The sequence below is a fragment of the Paraburkholderia sp. BR10936 genome, from assembly GCF_040965735.1.
Classification (GTDB): Bacteria; Pseudomonadota; Gammaproteobacteria; order Burkholderiales; family Burkholderiaceae; genus Paraburkholderia; species Paraburkholderia nodosa_A.
This window is the reverse complement of the sequence record NZ_JBFRCM010000022.1, coordinates 64,484-80,566: the sequence shown is the minus strand read 5'-3', so window position 1 is coordinate 80,566 and position 16,083 is coordinate 64,484. Positions and strand designations below refer to the sequence as shown.

Below are 16,083 nucleotides of genomic sequence, written 5' to 3'. Positions count from 1 at the left end.
CAACGCGCATCGAGTCCGGCCTGTCGGGTCGACTTTGCCGGTTCTCACCCCGGAGGTAATTTAATGGTCAACCCGAGGGACTCGCTCATATCGCTCCTAGGTGTCGTGTCCGGGCAAGCGGCATTGTTCGCATGCATCTTCCTGATTGGCCGCTGGGACGGCCCTGGCGCTCTGGGGGAGTTCAACTACCAGCTTGCACTTGCGACGTTCGGCGGGGCGCTGCTAGGGCTAAGGTACGAGCTCGCGTGCGTCAGCGACAGTCCGCGCGAGTCCTTTGGCGCACTTGTCAACGTAATGGGTCTTGCGCTTGTATTGGCAACGCTGCTCGCAGGGGTCGTCGCTGTCGCTGGGCGCGCAGAATACTATGCGCTCGTGGGCTACGCATTCGCCGCGTTCGCGCAGATCGCCGCTGGCGCATTCCTGAACAGCATGCGGTGGTACGGCTGGATCACAGTCTCGAGGGTGGTCACAAATTGCGGCTTTCTCGCGTACCTGCTACTCGGTCAAGTCTGTACGGCTTGTGCAAAGGTTGGTCTCTTTGACGCGTACATGGTTTCGACGGCCAGCGTCGCGATTGTGATGGTAGCGGGGATCGCAGTGATCGGCAGCCGAAGCGGATACGCTTTCAAGCTGTCGCCCGGATTCTTTGCGGACAACAGGCGATTTGCTGCGTACATCCTGCCGTCGACGATCTGTGCGTCCGTGTTGACTTACGCGTTGGCAATTGTGATACCGCATTGGTATGGCGCGCACGTTGCTGGGTATTTCGCCCTCGCGTACCGGCTGGGATTCTTCCCCGTCTCGCTGATTGGCCAGAGTATCGGAGGGGTCTTTAGGCGTGATGCTATCGGTGCGATCGCTCGCGAAGATGCACGAAGTGCGTTGCTTAACGTCTACCGCATCTACGCGCGCTCGCTGGTTGGAATAGCAGCCCTCTACGCAATTGGCGGCCTTGTGCTATTCGACCCGGTCGTGACATGGGTCTTTGGATCGAAGTGGTACGGTGCCGTTCGATTTTTCAATAGCCTCGTACCGCTATTCGCGCTGCAACTCGTCTACGTCCCGCTTTCCCAGATCTTCCTCGCGACCCGTGCGCAGCGGACCGACTTCATGTTTCAGCTCCTGTCTGGCATCTCCCTGTTGACTGCTCTATGTATTGCGAGATGGTTCGACCTGTCAGCAGAAGCAAGCGTATTCACATTTTCGCTTGCAGGTGCAGCACTAATGGCAGGCGGAATAGGAATTACGTATCGCGTGCTCAACGCGAATCTGGTGCGGTTGAGCCCCGCTGCCTAATCGAGAAAGGGAAACGGAGATTTACCGATGATTCTGATAGTCGTTGACTCTCTCGAGAGATACTACTTCGCCGCGAGGCTCGTGCATGCCGTTAGAGGTGAGTATGACTTCCTGTTCCTGACGAGTGAGCCAGTTGCGCATCTTCGCCTGAAGTGTGCGGGGTACCGTTCATACTACCTACGCAAGGTCAGAAACCCCACACTGGAAGTGGACGAATCCTGCACAGAATATCCTTACGATCGCTCGATTGAGGTGCTAAACGGGCAGGTGAGCCGGGAACGCGCACGCGTAGAATCCTGCGCGGTGGTGCGTCGTGTGTCGTCGCTCCTGACACGGTTTAGCGTGACCCAGTGTTTTATGTGGAACGGTCAGCAACTGGTCTGCAGGGCTGTTTCTCACGCGTGCCTGGTACATGGGGTTCCACAGAGGTTCCTTGAGATATCCAATCTCCCCGGCAAGCTCTTCGTGGATTCGTCGGGTGTCAATGCACTTTCCATCATCTGTCGGGATCCGGCTGTGATTGATCGGCTCTCGTTGCCGGACGAGGAGACGCACCGGCGTTGGCTGATGCATTACGAAAGCGCCAAGTCTAGGCCGTTGCCCCAGGCTCGAACTTCGCTGAAGCGAAAGGTCGTCTCGGGAGTGAATTACGTTCTGAAGTTCGCGAGCTCGGGTGTTGGGCGTAAGCGTCTTGCAACCGTACGTGCACGAAATGGCGGTCGGAGACCAGTTGACATCAAGAACTACGTCGCCTCCGAGCTGTCGACGCAGCGCTACGTGTTTCTGCCTCTTCAGGTATCGGGCGATACACAGATCAAGCTGCACTCAGAGATCGATAACCTGGGGGCGATCCGGCATGCGTTGGAGTTCGCCGTCACGCAGGATGCTGCATTGCTGGTAAAACTTCATCCGGCCGAAAATGACGAGTCTGCGATCAGTGCAATAGAGGCTATGCGGGATAGGTGTCAGTTTACTCTGGTGTCGTCGCCGACGACTGATCTTATCAAGCATGCGCAGGCAGTCGTCACGATCAACTCGACGGTAGGACTCGAGGGATTGCTGTACGGAAAGCGCGTGATTTCACTGGGGCAATGCTTCTACAAGAACTTCGACCGGACGCGGCTGCTGAAATACATACATTCGTTCCTGATCGACGGAGTTGACTACTTCTCTTCGGGCGGGATTTCTCCGGAGGCCGCCCGCAAGGTATTTTCTATTGAGCATTGAAATGACAGTTACGCTCAGAAAAACACTTGATGCAGTCGTATTGGACTACAAAAGGAATCCGTATTTCAAGACGCGATTTGTGATGATCTTCTTCCGGATTGTCAATTATCTCGCCTGCAGAAGTATCGTGACGCTCATATGCGGGGCTCCCCTCATCGTTCTGTACATCTTCATTTGCGATTGGCTAATGGGAATCGAGATACCAGTTAAAACGAGGATTGGAAAAGGGCTCGCCTTGTTTCACGGAACTGGAATGGTGATCAACGGATACGTCGTCATCGGTGAATACTGCACGCTGCGCCACGGCGTCACACTCGGAAACACTATCCAGCGCGATGGCTCGATTAGCGGCGTGCCGAAGATTGGCGACCACGTGGAGTTCGGCGCCCACTGTGTCGTGGTTGGAGATGTGTTGGTTGGGGATCATGCGCGCATAGGTGCAGGGGCAGTGGTGCTTACTGACGTGCCGGCGCGCGCTGTCGCCGTTGGCGTGCCGGCGCGGATACTCAATACGGGGGATTGCATCCAGTGAGCGTATTTATCCTTCATCCAGGTAAAGCGAACTATCCCGAGATCGAGGCATATAGCGATTGCCTGACGCAACGAGGCATCCCAGTCGAGCACGGGGATCTGGGCGCGCTCAATCGCGTAGCGGAGGATCGTCGAGCAGTCCTTTGGTGCATCATGGGGCTCTATCGTGCGCTGCCGCCCGCTAAATTTGTGGTTCACGACTATCGGTCTCTTTCTGTCGGCCGGATGGCGTTCGTCAAAGACTGGATCAAACGCGCACTGAACGCCAGGCCGAATCTCCGCATTTTTCAGAATGTGCGGATGCGGGATGCTATGGGCTTCAGCGACGGTGTTCCATCCTTGCTGCTCCCTATGGGTGTTCCGGACTGGATCTTTGATGTCACCGACGACGATGCGACATCAATGCCGGCTGGAAAGTTTTGCTACATAGGCGAAATGAGCCGCGAACGCGGATTTCATAAGGTGCTGGGGGCATTCCGCGACGCTCGTCGCGATCCATCTGAAGCATTGATTCTGGTCGGGCGACCGGAGCCATCGATTCTTGATGAGTTTCGGGCCGTCCCGGGGATCGTGTTCACGGGTCGCGTGCCGCAGCAGGATGCACTGCGTATCGTCCGACGCTCCGACCACGCGATCTGCTATTTCCCCTATCACCGGCCGCATTGTTTCCAGACGCCGACGAAGCTTCTCGAGTACGCCGCGCTCGGAAAATCAATCATCTGCAACGACGCTCCGTCGAATGTGCTCGCTGCGCGCGAACTCGATATTCGGTGCCATGTAACCGGACCGCGGATATTCGATGAACTGTTTTCACGCGCTCCGATAGCTCTGCAGCGGAACGACCCGAGAAAAATCGTATCGCTCGAATGGAGTCGGGTTATTGAGCGCTCTGGGGTGCTTGAACGCATCGGCGCGGCTACAGGACAAGCGCCCCTGATGACGCATCAACGGGAGAGGGTCAACGAGGGAGGGCAAACGCGATGAGGATCGTACATATTCTGGAGTCGACTGCAACCGGCACATTGTCGATGGTTTGTTTGATCGCGAACGGGCTTGCGCGCGAGGGCCACAAGGTCGATGTGATTTATTCAATCCGTCCCGATACCCCCGCAGCGTTACCTGGCTTGTTCGCCAGGAATGTCAGATTGCACCATGTGCAGATGAAGGATGTCTCGCTTATGCGCTCTGTCCCGGCGCTGCGCTCGAAGTTGATCGGCCTGAATCCGGACATCGTGCATCTGCATTCGTCCTTTGCCGGATTTCTTGGGCGTATCTCCACACTCCTCGCACTGCGTCGGACGGCGTTCTTCTATAGTCCTCACTGCATCTCGTTCATGCGGCGCGACATCTCAACTCCGAAGCGGTTGCTATTTGTGGGTCTCGAGCGCGTCGCCGCACTGCGACGTTGCGTATACGTCGCTTGTTCGGAGAGCGAGCAGCAAGTTGTGCGTCGTTGGTTGCGGCAGCCCGTGAGGCTTGTCGAGAATGCGGTAAAGGCGCATGCGGCGAAACCAGGTGAGAACGAAGAGCAGAAAGATAGCGTTGGTTTTTGTGTCGTGACGGTCGGCGGCGTGCGGCCCCAGAAGAATCCGGGCCTGTTCGCGGAGATTGCCCGGCGGCTTGACCGTCCTCACGCCCGCTTCGTGTGGATTGGAGACGGGGACGACGCCCTGAAGCAGGAGCTACGTGCTGCCGGGGTGATCATAACGGGGTGGCTCTCCCGCCGTGACGTACGGTCGTGGCTTGAACGTGCCGATGCGTATCTGTCGACCTCGTCATGGGAAGGCATGCCGGTTTCAGTCGTCGAGGCAATGATGGCGGGAAGCGCCGCGATTGTGTCTGATTGCGCAGGGAATGTCGATGTCGTTAGGCATCTCGAAACGGGCGCCATTTTCTCGAGCGCCGCGGAAGGAGCGGAATTGCTTGGACGGGTTATTGATGATCCGGAGTTCCGTGCGGGCCTCGCGTCGCGCGCGCGCATCGAGGCAAAAGACCGGTTCACGGAGAAGCGATTCTTTCAACAGCTCGCGCCCGTATATGAGGACGAGTTGAAGCGCCGGCAGCGATCAAGGCACCACAACGTCGACCGCACAATTTTGCGGCAGCACACATCGTAATTCCTCGGGGGAAATGTAAATGAGCGTATCGATCAGCGCCAACGTTGAAGTCGGAAATCAGTTGCCGTTTGTGTTATTTGGCGGCCTGAATGTTCTGGAGAGTCTTGAGTTCACACTTGAAGCTTGCGAAGTTTTCGTCGATGTCACCAGGAAGCTTGGAGTTCCCCTCGTCTTCAAGGCTTCTTTCGACAAGGCAAACCGTTCGTCAATCCACTCATACCGCGGCGTCGGAATGGAAGAAGGACTTTCCATTCTGGCGATCGTCAAAGACCGCTTCGGGGTGCCCGTCATAACCGACGTACACGAAGTGGCGCAGGCTGAAGCGGTTGCTGACGTCGTTGATGTGCTTCAGGTACCGGCGTTTCTCGCTCGTCAGACCGATCTCGTGGTCTCGATCGCAAAAACTGGGCGCGTCATCAACGTCAAGAAGCCGCAGTTCATGAGCCCCGCTCAGGTCAAGCACGTGGTGGCGAAGTGCCGCGAGGCTGGTAACGACAAAGTCATCCTGTGTGAACGTGGCGTGGCGTTTGGCTACGACAATCTGGTCGTGGACATGCTGGGCTTTCGCCAGATGCGGGAGGCGTCGGGAGACTGCCCGGTAATATTTGACGTTACCCATAGCCTCCAATGCCGCGATCCGCACGGCGAGGCGTCTGGCGGGCGGCGCAGCCAGGTGCTCGACCTGGCGCGCGCCGGCATCGCACTTGGCATTGCCGGCCTGTTCCTCGAAGCCCATCCTGATCCCGATCGTGCGCGCTGTGACGGGCCGAGCGCGTTGCCATTGAACCTGCTCGAGCCGTTTCTTGCACAGGTGAAGGCCATCGATGATCTTGTAAAGCGGTTTGAGCCGCTCGACATCCGATGAGTGCCGTTGTCTACTCCGGTGGAATATCAGTCGTCGTGTTCGACGTCGATGGTGTCCTGACTGACGGTCGTCTCCATGTAAGCGCTGACGGCGAACGCGTAAAGAGCTTTCACGCACACGACGGGGTCGCGATCGCGTTGTTGCGTGCGCATGGGATCCGTTCCGCGATCCTGTCTGGTAAGCACAGCGAGGCGCTCACCTGGCGCGTGACGCAACTGCGTGTGGACGCTGTGGTCACCGGGTGTCACGACAAGCGTACAGGATTCGAATCGATCAAGCAGCAACTCCGCGTCGACGACATGCAGACTGCGTATGTCGGAGACGATGTGAACGATCTCTGCGTGATCGAGCGCGTGGGTGTGTCGTATGCGCCTGCAGACGCGCATGCACTGGTTCGCTCGCGTGTCAGCCACGTGACGTCACGTGCGGGCGGTGAAGGAGTCGCTCGCGAGGTGGCCGATCATATTCTTACGTGTGGAGGGCTGTCGCTGGAGGACGCGTATCGGCCGCTCTTTCAACTCTGGAGTCGTCATGATGTCACCCAGTGAACGCCGAGCCCTGCGGATCGTGATCCCCTCGCGCTTCGGGTCTACGCGTTTGCCGGGAAAACCTCTCATCGATCTGGCCGGTGAGCCGATGATCGTGCGTGTGTACTCGCGGGTTCGCCGTGCTCTTCCGGAAACGGAGGTTGTGGTAGCGATCGATGATGAGCGTATCGCTGACGTGTTGAGGAGACGACAGATAGCGTTTGCGATGACTGACTCCGGACATCAGTCTGGTACCGACCGCGTAGCGGAAGTCGCCAGGGCCTCCGGATGGCGACCGGACGACATCGTCATCAATGTGCAGGGTGATGAGCCGCTGGTGCCAGTCGCTCTGCTGCAGGAGTTTGCTGTGTTCTGTGAAAGCGTTCCCCGCTTTGAGATGGCGACGGTCGCTTGCCCTGTCAAGGACGCTATCCAGATTGATGACCCAAATATCGTGAAGCTGGTCGTCGACAGGGAGGGGCGCGCTCTGTACTTTTCCCGGGCACCGATTCCGCTTTGCCGGGACGGTCGGCCCGCGGCGGTGGAGGGCGTCTTCCGCCGTCACGTCGGAATATACGGATATCAGAACGCTGCGCTGCAACGGCTGGCGACTAATGAGCCGTGTGAACTCGAATCGCTCGAAAAGCTTGAGCAGCTACGTGCATTGTGGCTTGGACTGCAGATTCACGTCATGCATTGGCCTGAGACGCCGCCTCACGGCGTAGATACGCCCGAAGACGTTGAGCGCATTCTTACTATGTTGAAACGGCAAGGTCATGAATCAATTGAACTATATTGAGTCCGCCCGTGAAGTGCTGGGCATCGAGGCGCGTGCGCTTTCAGCACTGGCAGGTCGACTTGACGAAGGCTTCTCGCGCGCGGTCGAGACCATCCTGGCATCCAGTGGGCGCGTCGTGGTTTGTGGGATGGGCAAATCGGGGATCATTGGTCGGAAGATAGCGGCGACATTCGCCAGCACCGGCACGCCGAGCTTCTACATGCACCCAGGAGAGGCCTATCACGGCGATCTGGGAATGGTCGTGCCGGCAGATACGTTTTTTGCGATCTCGAACTCGGGCGAAACTGACGAGGTGATCAAGCTGATTCCATTCTTGCGAAACAATGGAAACCGGCTGATTGCACTGACCGGTAATCGAGCGTCAACGCTTGCGAGCGCGGCACACATTCACCTTGACATCGGCGTAGATGCAGAGGCCTGTCCCTTCCAGCTCGCCCCCACGGCATCGACAACTGCAACGCTCGCCATGGGCGACGCGTTGGCGATCACGCTGATGAGAGTCCGGGGGTTTCAACCGGAAAACTTTGCGCGCTTTCATCCGGGTGGATCGCTCGGTCGGCGGTTGCTCCGCACAGTAAGTGACGAGATGGCCCATAGGGATCTGCCTTTCGTCAGCCACGACACGCCTGCGATCGACGTACTGCAAGCTATGACACGTGGACGTCTTGGGCTCGCGATTGTGCGGCTCGATATCGGCTGGGGCGTCGTGACCGACGGAGACGTGCGTCGTGCCATCGAGCGGCACGGCAACGAGGTTTTACGAACCACTGCGGCGAACATGATGTCTGTTGAGCCAGCAATGGTCTCTCCAGAGACGCGGATTGAGGATGCGCTGCTGGTGATGGAGCAGAAGAAGATCAACGCGCTGCTTGTGTTCGATGGAGCCGATGTCGTCGGGGTGTTCAAGAAGTGAGAGAGAGGCGCGAGCGCGCGGCGTTGCCCTTTTCAGACGGGAACGCCACGCGAGACATGATTCGTTTGTCGGAGGATGTATGAGCGGTTTGTCATTGAGTGGCTTCTCCCGGCTATCGGAAGAGAATTCCGGATTTATCCACTCGTGCCGTGGTCTGGCAGCACTCATGGTGGTGGCAACGCATATCGAGCAGGTGTTTGTCGCACCGTACTGGTCCGGGATTCACGCGTATTCGCTCATCCTCGGCCAGGGCTCTGTCATGTTGTTCTTTGTATTGAGCGGATTCCTGATCTGCAAATCAATAACATCCAGGATATCTGAGGGCGATTATCGCGTTCTCGACTATGCCGCTGCCCGTGCCTGGCGCATCGTTCCGCCTCTGGTGCTTTCGCTTCTCCTGATACTGGCCCTTAGCCTTCTGAGTCCGGCGGTATTCAGTTCCGGGTCAAGCCATTTCTCGCCGGAAAGATACCTCGTTGCCGATGGCTTTCAGCTCGTCCCAGAAGAACTATTGGGAGCAGCCTTGTTTCTGAACGGTTTTGTCACCCATACGCCACGTGTGAACGGGCCGCTATGGAGCTTGTCGTTTGAGGTGTGGCTGTATGCGATCGCAGGTGCAGCGGTGGCCTTCAGACAGGCGCCCAGATATTGGCCGGTATTGCTTGCGTTCATTGCCCTGCTTGGCTTTCGGGACATGAAGTTCGTTGCGTATGGTGCGGTTTGGGCTGCCGGATTCCTGCGTTGCGTGCACCACAATTCCGGCACCAGATCGCGAAAACTACGATGGCTCGTTTGTGCCGGCGTAGTCCTGTTCGGTGGGGCATCGATCGAGTTCGCAGGCTGCTTTGTTCACAGCTTTAACGCAGCTGGAGGGCAGGCGGGAGCAAACTGGCACTACATCGTAGCTTTCAACTTCTTCATAGGCTTACTATTTACTTGCGTGATAGCGTTGGTCCTGGATCGGCGATCGCCATCCAACGCGCTCCTTTCGAAGAGTGCAGAATATTCTTACACGCTTTATATCATTCATTTTCCAATCCTGCTTTTTGTGTTTGGCGTGACCCAAGCGGTGCTTAGAGGGTCACCGACAAGCCGGATTCTGATTGGGATCGGGACGTTCGCGTTGGGGGTCTGCATCGCACGCGTTGCGTCGACTCTGGTTGAGAACAAGGCGAGATTGAAGCAGCTTCTGTCTCGTGGATTCGCGCTGAGGTGAAGGCTGCAGGACGGCAGCCAGTTTGCACTGCACTGGATGAGAGATCTGACGAGGCAATCTGCGATCAGGCAAATCGGTCGGATCATCAGCAGGGAAGTAAGCAACCGATTGTCAGGAGGCGACTGAGGTGGGCGCGAACCTCAGCCCCCTGTCCCGTAGCGGTTTCCGAAGTTCGGGTCATCGTTTTCGACGGTCAGCGACCTCGAGGCAGATCCATCGATTGGCAGCGACCCACTAAGGGTGCCTCAGCAGGCGACTGGCGGCTTTCCGTTCCGATGGGGCGGGTGCGGTGCGTCATATCGACGATGTTCCAGAGACGCAGCAGTTCACATTCTTCGTGAGCGGGGCACGTGGTGGCGGTCCCTAAGTAATGGGGCAGGCGACCAGGCTTGAGGGAAGGCGTTCTTTGATGTGAATTCCGGAGCGCCCTTCGGTAGGGATACCGTGCAGGTTAGATGGCATGCGCGGCAGCGGCGGTACGGCGTTAGCCAGGCTCGCGCCGAAATGTGAGTCATCGGCACGCACGAGGTCTATGTGGTTCATGTCGCACATGCCTCTGCGACGCAGTCAGTGGTATCACCTGATGAAGACTGGTGCTTTCCCCCCCGCATGGAAGAAGACGGTGCGCCCTGCGATCGCCGGCAGGACGTCCGCAGCAGGCCGCCTTCTGTGAGACTCCGGAGCGAACCGCGGCGCAAGACCATCTGATATCGAGGTGTGGTCCAGTCAGCGACGACCGGAAGCGCCGGCCGTGGGCTTCAAAATCATAGGTGATAGTGTTGATATGGGACCGCAAGGTGCGGCGATCAAGTGCGACGACTGGCGTCGTCCGCGTTTATAGCGACAAAGATTTGCCGTTAATGTGCGTCCCGGCGAAAATCGGGGAACCTCGCAAACGTGATGTAGTTGGAATTATGTTGACTTTGCGCACCGCCTTCGGGATCGTCGAAGGACGTGCGTATCACCGCAATGATATCGTCACCGCTAAATTCCCAATCCACGTATTGAAAGCCGTGTCGCTTCACGTCAGGATGCCGCATGACGACAGAGGAAACAGACCAGTTGTGCAGGTCGGGGGACGAAATCAATGCAAGGGTATTGCGAACGCGTTCGAGGCTTTCATGTCCGTCGTTCGCAAGTACAGCGTTTGTCAAAGACCAGTACCGTTGTGAGGTTGGGTCAAACCGAACGGTGAACTTCTTGCCTCCACCAGGCATGTCGACGAAGTCGCGCGTCGGATCGAAACTCAGCGTCGTCTCATCGGACCCGCCGTGGACGATCGCTGCTTTCTCAACCCCGTTCCGGGTATTGACGCGAAGCAGGATTCCTGGCGGTCCGTTCTTGAAAAGAACTACGCTGCCTTCCTCCCAGGAAATGAACTTTCCACGCAGCCATGCAGGGTTCGAGGCTTGATGTTTTGATACGGTCCAGTTCTGCGTATCCAGGAGGTTCGAGTGTTGCGGGGCGGACATGACGAGTGAGCGCAAATCTCCGCCTTCGACCACGTCGTAGGCGCGCCAGACGCGACCCTGGCTCACCACGACAGGAACTGCACCCGTGATGTAACGCCCCGGCAGATTGAATCGTCCCGTAGACGCGTCGGTTGCATCAGTCCACGTAGCGCCGCCGTCAACGGATCTGCGAATGGTGGGTGTGCCCATTGCCCGATCAGTTCCCATCAAATATAACGCGTTGTCCAGGACGAACAGCGATGACCAGTACTGGCCGGAGACCGTGCTCTGTCTAGTCCAGCTCTGACCTTTGTCACGCGACGCCATGACGGTCACGTAGTCTTCCGACGAACCGGGCCCAAACGTGTCGTAGGAAGCGACATAGGTGCCATCGGGTAGCACCGCCAATGCCGGGGATCCAAGGAATACGTGCGTGGATGCAGCACTATGGGCGATTACGCGACCTGGGGGACCGACATTCGTTCGCCCTTTTGCGGAGGCGGCCACCCCGCAGGCGCAAAGGACGCTGACAAGCATGAGCGAAAGCCTGCAACTGAGGCGGGCAAGGTGCCTGCCGGCCTGGCGACTCCGATCTGGCAGGCTCGATTTACGCGTGCACATAGCTCGAGTGGGCGTCATTGGCATGATTGACATTTAGATACGGGAATTCGCCGCGATGGCACGAGTGCCAGGACGCTGGGTCGAGAGGCGGCGGTTGGGGGGCGAAGGTGCGGTGTTTTGCTCGGCGAGGACGACGAAGAGCAGCAGCGTCATCCAAAGCATCCCATAGAGCACGTGATACTTGAAGAGCATGATTGGCAACAGGTAAGCGAGATATCGCCACTTGTTGCGATTGCGGAACATCACCCCAATCGTACCAAAGAACACAGCGGACCCGACAACGCCTACACTGAATAGAACGTAGACGTAGAAGGAACTGTCTCGTGCCTGATATCCACGCATGTGTGTTTTGCCGACGTTATTCCGGTCGTCCCAGAATAGACCGCTTCCGAAGGCACCCGCAGTGAGATCACGATCCTGGAGTTCGGTCAGAATTAGTGTCCGGCTGCCCACGGCGTCATAGTCGACCGACTGGTTTACACGTTGGTCGTAGACGTTGTACATCGCGGGCGCGCACAATAACGCGGCCAGAATGACGAACAGCTTGAGACGCAGGTTCCCGCGTTCGAACATCACATGGACGAATCCAAGCACTGCACAAACTACCATCGACGCTACCGAGAAACTGATCAGCGCGGTGCCGAATGCAATGACCGAGGCGAGCGTAATCCGACGTTTCACCAGAAGTAAGAGAACGCCGCACGGAATCACCGTCATTGCGTAGAAGGACGGTTCAGAGTAGAGGCCAAGCGCGCGGATGGAGATCAGGCTGTCACTCAGTGCTTTCGTTGCATAGAGGGCGTCGGCGTCGGACTCGCGAATATAGCTATCAAAGTCAACGAATACACCAGTGGCCAGATAGTACAGGAGCTGGAAAAGAAAAAATGCACCATGAATATAGATCAACGCCGTGCATGCTGACTCGATCGACTTGAGCGAAAGGACGCCGCTGCTGAACATCCAGTAGAGCAGCACGATGTAAGTCTGGATCAGTACAAATTTGATGAAAAAGTTGAGATAAAAATCACCGAATGCAGAAAAAATAAACGAGATGGTGATACACCCAAGCCAGTATGTCAGCATCCCGTGGGCATTGGCTCCTTTCTCAAGAAGGGAGGGGGTCCGCAGGAATAACAGGGCGCACGCGAAGAAATACGCTGCAAAGGTTGCTCGAACGCTGAATGCGTTCAGGGAGAAAAAGAATACACTTGCGGTGAACAGAAAGGTCGACATAAGGGAATTTCGGATCGGAAGCTGTACCTTGCATAGCAGTTGACGTTCAGGCACGCCACGCAGGTCGCCAATCCGTCCGGCGCCGACGTTTTAATCGCAGTCCATGGATCGGTGTCCTGGTGGTTTCAGGAGATTTATTCCGTGGGCGCCCGCAGAGGATAAATGGACGCTGGCGCGTCGCGCTGCCCTCGTCCGATCCAGTCAAGCTTATGTCGGCTAACGACTGGCAGTCGGCAAGCTGCCGAGGGGATTTGTAGCTTTTTTGAAGTGATGGGAGACGCCACGCATCCGGTCCAGTATTCACCCTTCCCCATCGAAGGAAGGTTCATCGCGCGGGTACGAGTTACACTCGACCGACTAGGCCCAGTGTTCGCAAAGCCACGGTGAATACATATCGATCGCCCCCTGAATTGGTGCATGATGTCCGTACGCGACTGCCGAGACGGCAAACAGCGAGGCAGCAGCAATCGGACGCAGGCGTCGCGGAACGACAGGAGCGCCGCTCCATCGAATCAGAAGTATCGTCACGAGCATGCCAAGCGTCCATCCGGAGACCACTTCTGAAACTGTATGAGCCTCGTCGAAAACGCGCGAGATACCGATAGCCGTCGCGAACCCGATGCCTGGCCAGATGGCAGCGCCAGGTTTGATGCGCGAGCCGTCGTTCAGGACGATCAGCCATGACATCGGCCAAATTGCAGAAGCGAGCATTGTGTGTCCGCTGATCATGCGAAAATCCAGCGAGCGAATCTGTATTCCGCATCCTGCGTACAAGATCTTTGTCACGCCAACGAGCAGCATTGCTGCCGAAAGAAGCGCGGCCCATGATATGGCAACGCGCGCGCCGGTCGGCGAACGCGTTAGCCACACGAAGCAGACAATGGCAAGCGGGATCGTCAACGCTGCGTCGCCCAGATTACTGATAGCGGACCACATGCTGTATTCCGAAAGAAGAAAGGTGCCCACTATATCAGGCGATGTTGGCTTGCTCCCAGTTCGCAACGTATCGAGCCATCGAATCGATGGGAGAGGCGATTGGCCGTCGACTCTCACATAAAAGAGTTCGGAAGCCGGGTCGGTCGGAGCTGAGGTGGAACGTGTGATCCCTTTCGATGTCGCACGGCGTTTGGGTGTTTGCGAAAGAGAGCCGAAGTGTTGGAAGCGCGCGGAATTCCCACCTATTTTGTGTCTCCGACGTTCGTTTTGAGCGAGTTGTGGCGAATTAAACACTCAGGCCTCCAGATTATGTCATCCCTATCCGTCAAAATCGGAACGTATTCGGCCACTTGCACCACCTGGCTGAAGGACGACGTTATGCTTTCGCCCGATATCAGCGCATTCATCATGGAGTTCGTATGCTTAAGGTCACGAAGGCCGTTTTTCCGGTAGCTGGTCTCGGTACACGCTTCCTCCCCGCCACGAAGGCAAGTCCGAAGGAAATGCTGCCTGTTGTGGACAAGCCGTTGATCCAGTACGCAGTGGAAGAAGCTATTGCAGCGGGCATCACTGAAATGATTTTCGTGACCGGGCGTAGCAAACGGGCGATTGAAGACCATTTCGACAAATCGTACGAGATTGAGGCGGAACTGGAAGCGCGTGGAAAGAAGCAACTGCTGGAACTGGTCCGTGGTATCAAGCCCAGCCATGTCGATTGCTTTTACGTTCGCCAACCGGAAGCGCTCGGGCTCGGCCATGCTGTATTGTGCGCTGAGAAACTCGTGGGCGATAACCCGTTTGCGGTTATTCTCGCAGATGACCTGCTTCATGGTGAGCCGCCCGTGACATCGCAGATGGTGGATCTGTTCAACCACTACCACAGTTCAGTACTCGGAGTGGAGGAGATCCCGCGAGCAGACACGCGTTCATACGGAGTTGTCGACGGAAAGACGTGGGAGGAGAACATCGTCAAGCTCTCAGCGATTGTCGAAAAACCCGCCCCCGACGTGGCGCCATCGAACCTCGGGGTTGTCGGTCGCTACATACTCAAGCCGCGGATCTTCAAGCATTTGCGCGCACTGAAGCCAGGTGCGGGCGGCGAACTGCAACTCACAGATGCAATTGAGTCCTTGCTCAGCGACGAACAGGTCCTCGCCTACAAGTACCGGGGGACGCGGTACGATTGTGGTAGCAAGCTCGGCTATCTGAAGGCCACGGTTGAGTTTGCGCTCCAGCACAGCGAGGTAGGCGCTGAGTTTGCTGAGTACCTGAACCTGCAATTGCGACGCGTTGATCAGCGCGAAAATGAAGCGGAGGATGCGCGCGAGAGCGTGGACGCTGTCTGAGGACGTCAGCGGCCGATGCTATCGGCTAACTGCTTGTTCGAGTGCATTCAGCTTTGCGCCAATCGGTACCCTGGGATAGTCCCCCGCTGTCCTGGTTTCGCCTGCCATGTTCTGGACATGGCAGGCTTTTTTCCCAACCTGGATCAGTCTTCGATATATGTCCACCTATAAAGAATTGCGTGAACAGCTCGCAATGCTTGATCTCAAGATCGCCGAGGTATTCAAGCATGAGCGAGAGATTGTGATTCAGGAAATTCGGAGAAAGTTGGAGTTACATCAGCTTACGGTCGATGATGTCCGAGGTAGATCCCGCCAGTTGATTGCGAAAATTCGTGACCCAAAGACGGGTCGCGTGTGGTCCGGACGCGGTCGAAAGCCTTCATGGGTTGACGCTGCGCGCATTGAGGAAAACTTACCCCCTACGCGGCAAGAGTCCACGTTCTGACATTCGGGCCGCTCCTGGGCAGACAGAGCTCTCGTGAGACGACGTGAGTAGGGGGCTCACATCTGGCGCGGATACGCGAGAGGTTCTTGTGGCAACGGGCAGGGTGGTAACTTTCGACTGTTCGAAGGCTCAATTGGCTGTGCTTGAAGGGAGCAGCCAGCGGAAGCGTGGCGCGCTGAATCTCAAGTCGTTCTCGCGGACATCGGCGCAAAGGTCAATGAATGTGGGTATTCCTGGCGCGACATCTTTGGATCTCATAGTGTGTCCACGAGCAGGATGTCGAAAGGTAAGCCACCAGCGAAGTCCCTTTATCCAAAGACAGGAGCGACATGGTCGGGGAGAGACGGGGATCCGGCCTGGATCACGGAGGCGAAGAATCGCGCGCGCTTCCTGGCAAAGCGATGGTATTCACGATAGCTCGGGATGAGGTGAGCGCTCCGACTGGACTTGAACGTTAACGCAATTCATGGAGGTCAATATCCGGAGACGCCAATTTGGCGATCCGAACCGGTAGCATTGACGGGATTGCTCTGCAATTGAGGTGCGTCTCGATCATGCTA

Annotated in this window: 15 protein-coding genes and 1 pseudogene; 13 read left to right on the top strand and 3 right to left on the bottom strand. The window is 57.0% G+C overall.

All coding sequences use genetic code 11. The features are described from left to right. Nucleotides 1-63 precede the first annotated feature (63 nt). From AB4Y36_RS34195 to AB4Y36_RS34150, 10 genes are all read left to right on the top strand, one after another. On the top strand, nt 64-1,296 hold the full coding sequence (locus tag AB4Y36_RS34195) for an oligosaccharide flippase family protein (RefSeq protein ID WP_368618965.1): 1,233 nt from the start codon (nt 64-66) through the stop codon (nt 1,294-1,296). Between the two features lie 27 nt (nt 1,297-1,323). After that, nucleotides 1,324-2,523 (top strand): capsular biosynthesis protein, encoded by a 1,200-nt coding sequence (locus tag AB4Y36_RS34190; protein ID WP_368618964.1) that lies wholly within the window; start codon nt 1,324-1,326, stop codon nt 2,521-2,523. A 1-nt stretch (nt 2,524) separates the two neighbouring features. Continuing rightward, nucleotides 2,525-3,055: a serine acetyltransferase gene (locus AB4Y36_RS34185; RefSeq protein WP_368618963.1), complete on the top strand. Its 531-nt coding sequence runs from the start codon at nt 2,525-2,527 to the stop codon at nt 3,053-3,055. Next, on the top strand, nt 3,052-4,038 hold the full coding sequence (locus tag AB4Y36_RS34180) for a glycosyltransferase (protein ID WP_368618962.1): 987 nt from the start codon (nt 3,052-3,054) through the stop codon (nt 4,036-4,038). The genes AB4Y36_RS34185 and AB4Y36_RS34180 overlap by 4 nt, the downstream gene beginning before the upstream one ends. Then, nucleotides 4,035-5,171, top strand: a complete 1,137-nt coding sequence (locus AB4Y36_RS34175) for a glycosyltransferase (protein WP_342922203.1) — start codon at nt 4,035-4,037, stop codon at nt 5,169-5,171. The genes AB4Y36_RS34180 and AB4Y36_RS34175 overlap by 4 nt, the downstream gene beginning before the upstream one ends. A gap of 19 nt (nt 5,172-5,190) precedes the next feature. Then, nucleotides 5,191-6,036, top strand: a complete 846-nt coding sequence (gene kdsA, locus AB4Y36_RS34170; RefSeq protein ID WP_069268926.1) for a 3-deoxy-8-phosphooctulonate synthase — start codon at nt 5,191-5,193, stop codon at nt 6,034-6,036. Next, a complete protein-coding gene (locus AB4Y36_RS34165) occupies nt 6,033-6,584 on the top strand; it encodes a KdsC family phosphatase (RefSeq protein WP_368618961.1) in 552 nt (183 codons plus the stop codon). Before kdsA ends, AB4Y36_RS34165 begins: the two co-directional genes overlap by 4 nt. Continuing rightward, nucleotides 6,568-7,362, top strand: coding sequence for a 3-deoxy-manno-octulosonate cytidylyltransferase (kdsB, locus tag AB4Y36_RS34160; protein WP_368618960.1), 795 nt, complete (start codon nt 6,568-6,570; stop codon nt 7,360-7,362). Before AB4Y36_RS34165 ends, kdsB begins: the two co-directional genes overlap by 17 nt. Continuing rightward, on the top strand, nt 7,340-8,275 hold the full coding sequence (locus AB4Y36_RS34155) for an SIS domain-containing protein (protein ID WP_368618959.1): 936 nt from the start codon (nt 7,340-7,342) through the stop codon (nt 8,273-8,275). Before kdsB ends, AB4Y36_RS34155 begins: the two co-directional genes overlap by 23 nt. A 79-nt stretch (nt 8,276-8,354) precedes the next feature. Then, nucleotides 8,355-9,491, top strand: coding sequence for an acyltransferase family protein (locus AB4Y36_RS34150; RefSeq protein WP_368685335.1), 1,137 nt, complete (start codon nt 8,355-8,357; stop codon nt 9,489-9,491). A gap of 857 nt (nt 9,492-10,348) precedes the next feature. Here the strand turns inward: AB4Y36_RS34150 and AB4Y36_RS34145 are convergent. The 3 genes from AB4Y36_RS34145 to AB4Y36_RS34135 all read right to left on the bottom strand — a co-directional run bounded on the left by AB4Y36_RS34145 (nt 10,349) and on the right by AB4Y36_RS34135 (nt 13,732). After that, nucleotides 10,349-11,479 carry a sialidase family protein gene (locus AB4Y36_RS34145; protein ID WP_368618957.1) on the bottom strand — a complete coding sequence of 377 codons (1,131 nt, stop codon included), beginning with the start codon at nt 11,477-11,479 and terminating at the stop codon, nt 10,349-10,351. Between the two features lie 117 nt (nt 11,480-11,596). Then, nucleotides 11,597-12,796, bottom strand: a complete 1,200-nt coding sequence (locus tag AB4Y36_RS34140; RefSeq protein ID WP_368618956.1) for a hypothetical protein — start codon at nt 12,794-12,796, stop codon at nt 11,597-11,599. A 357-nt stretch (nt 12,797-13,153) separates the two neighbouring features. Beyond that, the gene (locus tag AB4Y36_RS34135) at nt 13,154-13,732 is read right to left on the bottom strand and encodes a phosphatase PAP2 family protein (RefSeq protein ID WP_368618955.1); all 579 of its coding nucleotides are present in this window, start codon (nt 13,730-13,732) and stop codon (nt 13,154-13,156) included. Between the two features lie 419 nt (nt 13,733-14,151). Here AB4Y36_RS34135 and galU point away from each other — a divergent pair, with 419 nt between their 5' ends. From galU to AB4Y36_RS34120, 3 genes and pseudogenes are all read left to right on the top strand, one after another. Further along, nucleotides 14,152-15,078 carry a UTP--glucose-1-phosphate uridylyltransferase GalU gene (gene galU, locus AB4Y36_RS34130; protein ID WP_368618954.1) on the top strand — a complete coding sequence of 309 codons (927 nt, stop codon included), beginning with the start codon at nt 14,152-14,154 and terminating at the stop codon, nt 15,076-15,078. A gap of 106 nt (nt 15,079-15,184) precedes the next feature. Beyond that, complete coding sequence (locus tag AB4Y36_RS34125; RefSeq protein ID WP_368618953.1) at nt 15,185-15,523, top strand: H-NS family nucleoid-associated regulatory protein; 339 nt, start codon at nt 15,185-15,187, stop codon at nt 15,521-15,523. A 162-nt stretch (nt 15,524-15,685) separates the two neighbouring features. Next, nucleotides 15,686-15,940: pseudogene (locus tag AB4Y36_RS34120) on the top strand (H-NS family nucleoid-associated regulatory protein); the annotation flags it as partial. Nucleotides 15,941-16,083 lie beyond the last annotated feature (143 nt).

What these genes read in the sequence shown, in the direction of transcription:
- kdsA (WP_069268926.1), top strand. Translation starts at nt 5,191, where the DNA reads ATGAGCGTATCGATCAGCGCCAACGTTGAAGTCGGAAATCAGTTGCCG.
- AB4Y36_RS34185 (WP_368618963.1), top strand. Translation starts at nt 2,525, where the DNA reads ATGACAGTTACGCTCAGAAAAACACTTGATGCAGTCGTATTGGACTAC.
- AB4Y36_RS34190 (WP_368618964.1), top strand. Translation starts at nt 1,324, where the DNA reads ATGATTCTGATAGTCGTTGACTCTCTCGAGAGATACTACTTCGCCGCG.
- AB4Y36_RS34175 (WP_342922203.1), top strand. Translation starts at nt 4,035, where the DNA reads ATGAGGATCGTACATATTCTGGAGTCGACTGCAACCGGCACATTGTCG.
- AB4Y36_RS34155 (WP_368618959.1), top strand. Translation starts at nt 7,340, where the DNA reads ATGAATCAATTGAACTATATTGAGTCCGCCCGTGAAGTGCTGGGCATC.
- AB4Y36_RS34125 (WP_368618953.1), top strand. Translation starts at nt 15,185, where the DNA reads ATGTTCTGGACATGGCAGGCTTTTTTCCCAACCTGGATCAGTCTTCGA.
- AB4Y36_RS34195 (WP_368618965.1), top strand. Translation starts at nt 64, where the DNA reads ATGGTCAACCCGAGGGACTCGCTCATATCGCTCCTAGGTGTCGTGTCC.
- AB4Y36_RS34165 (WP_368618961.1), top strand. Translation starts at nt 6,033, where the DNA reads ATGAGTGCCGTTGTCTACTCCGGTGGAATATCAGTCGTCGTGTTCGAC.
- AB4Y36_RS34135 (WP_368618955.1), bottom strand. Translation starts at nt 13,732, where the DNA reads ATGTGGTCCGCTATCAGTAATCTGGGCGACGCAGCGTTGACGATCCCG.
- galU (WP_368618954.1), top strand. Translation starts at nt 14,152, where the DNA reads ATGCTTAAGGTCACGAAGGCCGTTTTTCCGGTAGCTGGTCTCGGTACA.
- kdsB (WP_368618960.1), top strand. Translation starts at nt 6,568, where the DNA reads ATGATGTCACCCAGTGAACGCCGAGCCCTGCGGATCGTGATCCCCTCG.
- AB4Y36_RS34140 (WP_368618956.1), bottom strand. Translation starts at nt 12,796, where the DNA reads ATGTCGACCTTTCTGTTCACCGCAAGTGTATTCTTTTTCTCCCTGAAC.
- AB4Y36_RS34150 (WP_368685335.1), top strand. Translation starts at nt 8,355, where the DNA reads ATGAGCGGTTTGTCATTGAGTGGCTTCTCCCGGCTATCGGAAGAGAAT.
- AB4Y36_RS34145 (WP_368618957.1), bottom strand. Translation starts at nt 11,479, where the DNA reads ATGCTTGTCAGCGTCCTTTGCGCCTGCGGGGTGGCCGCCTCCGCAAAA.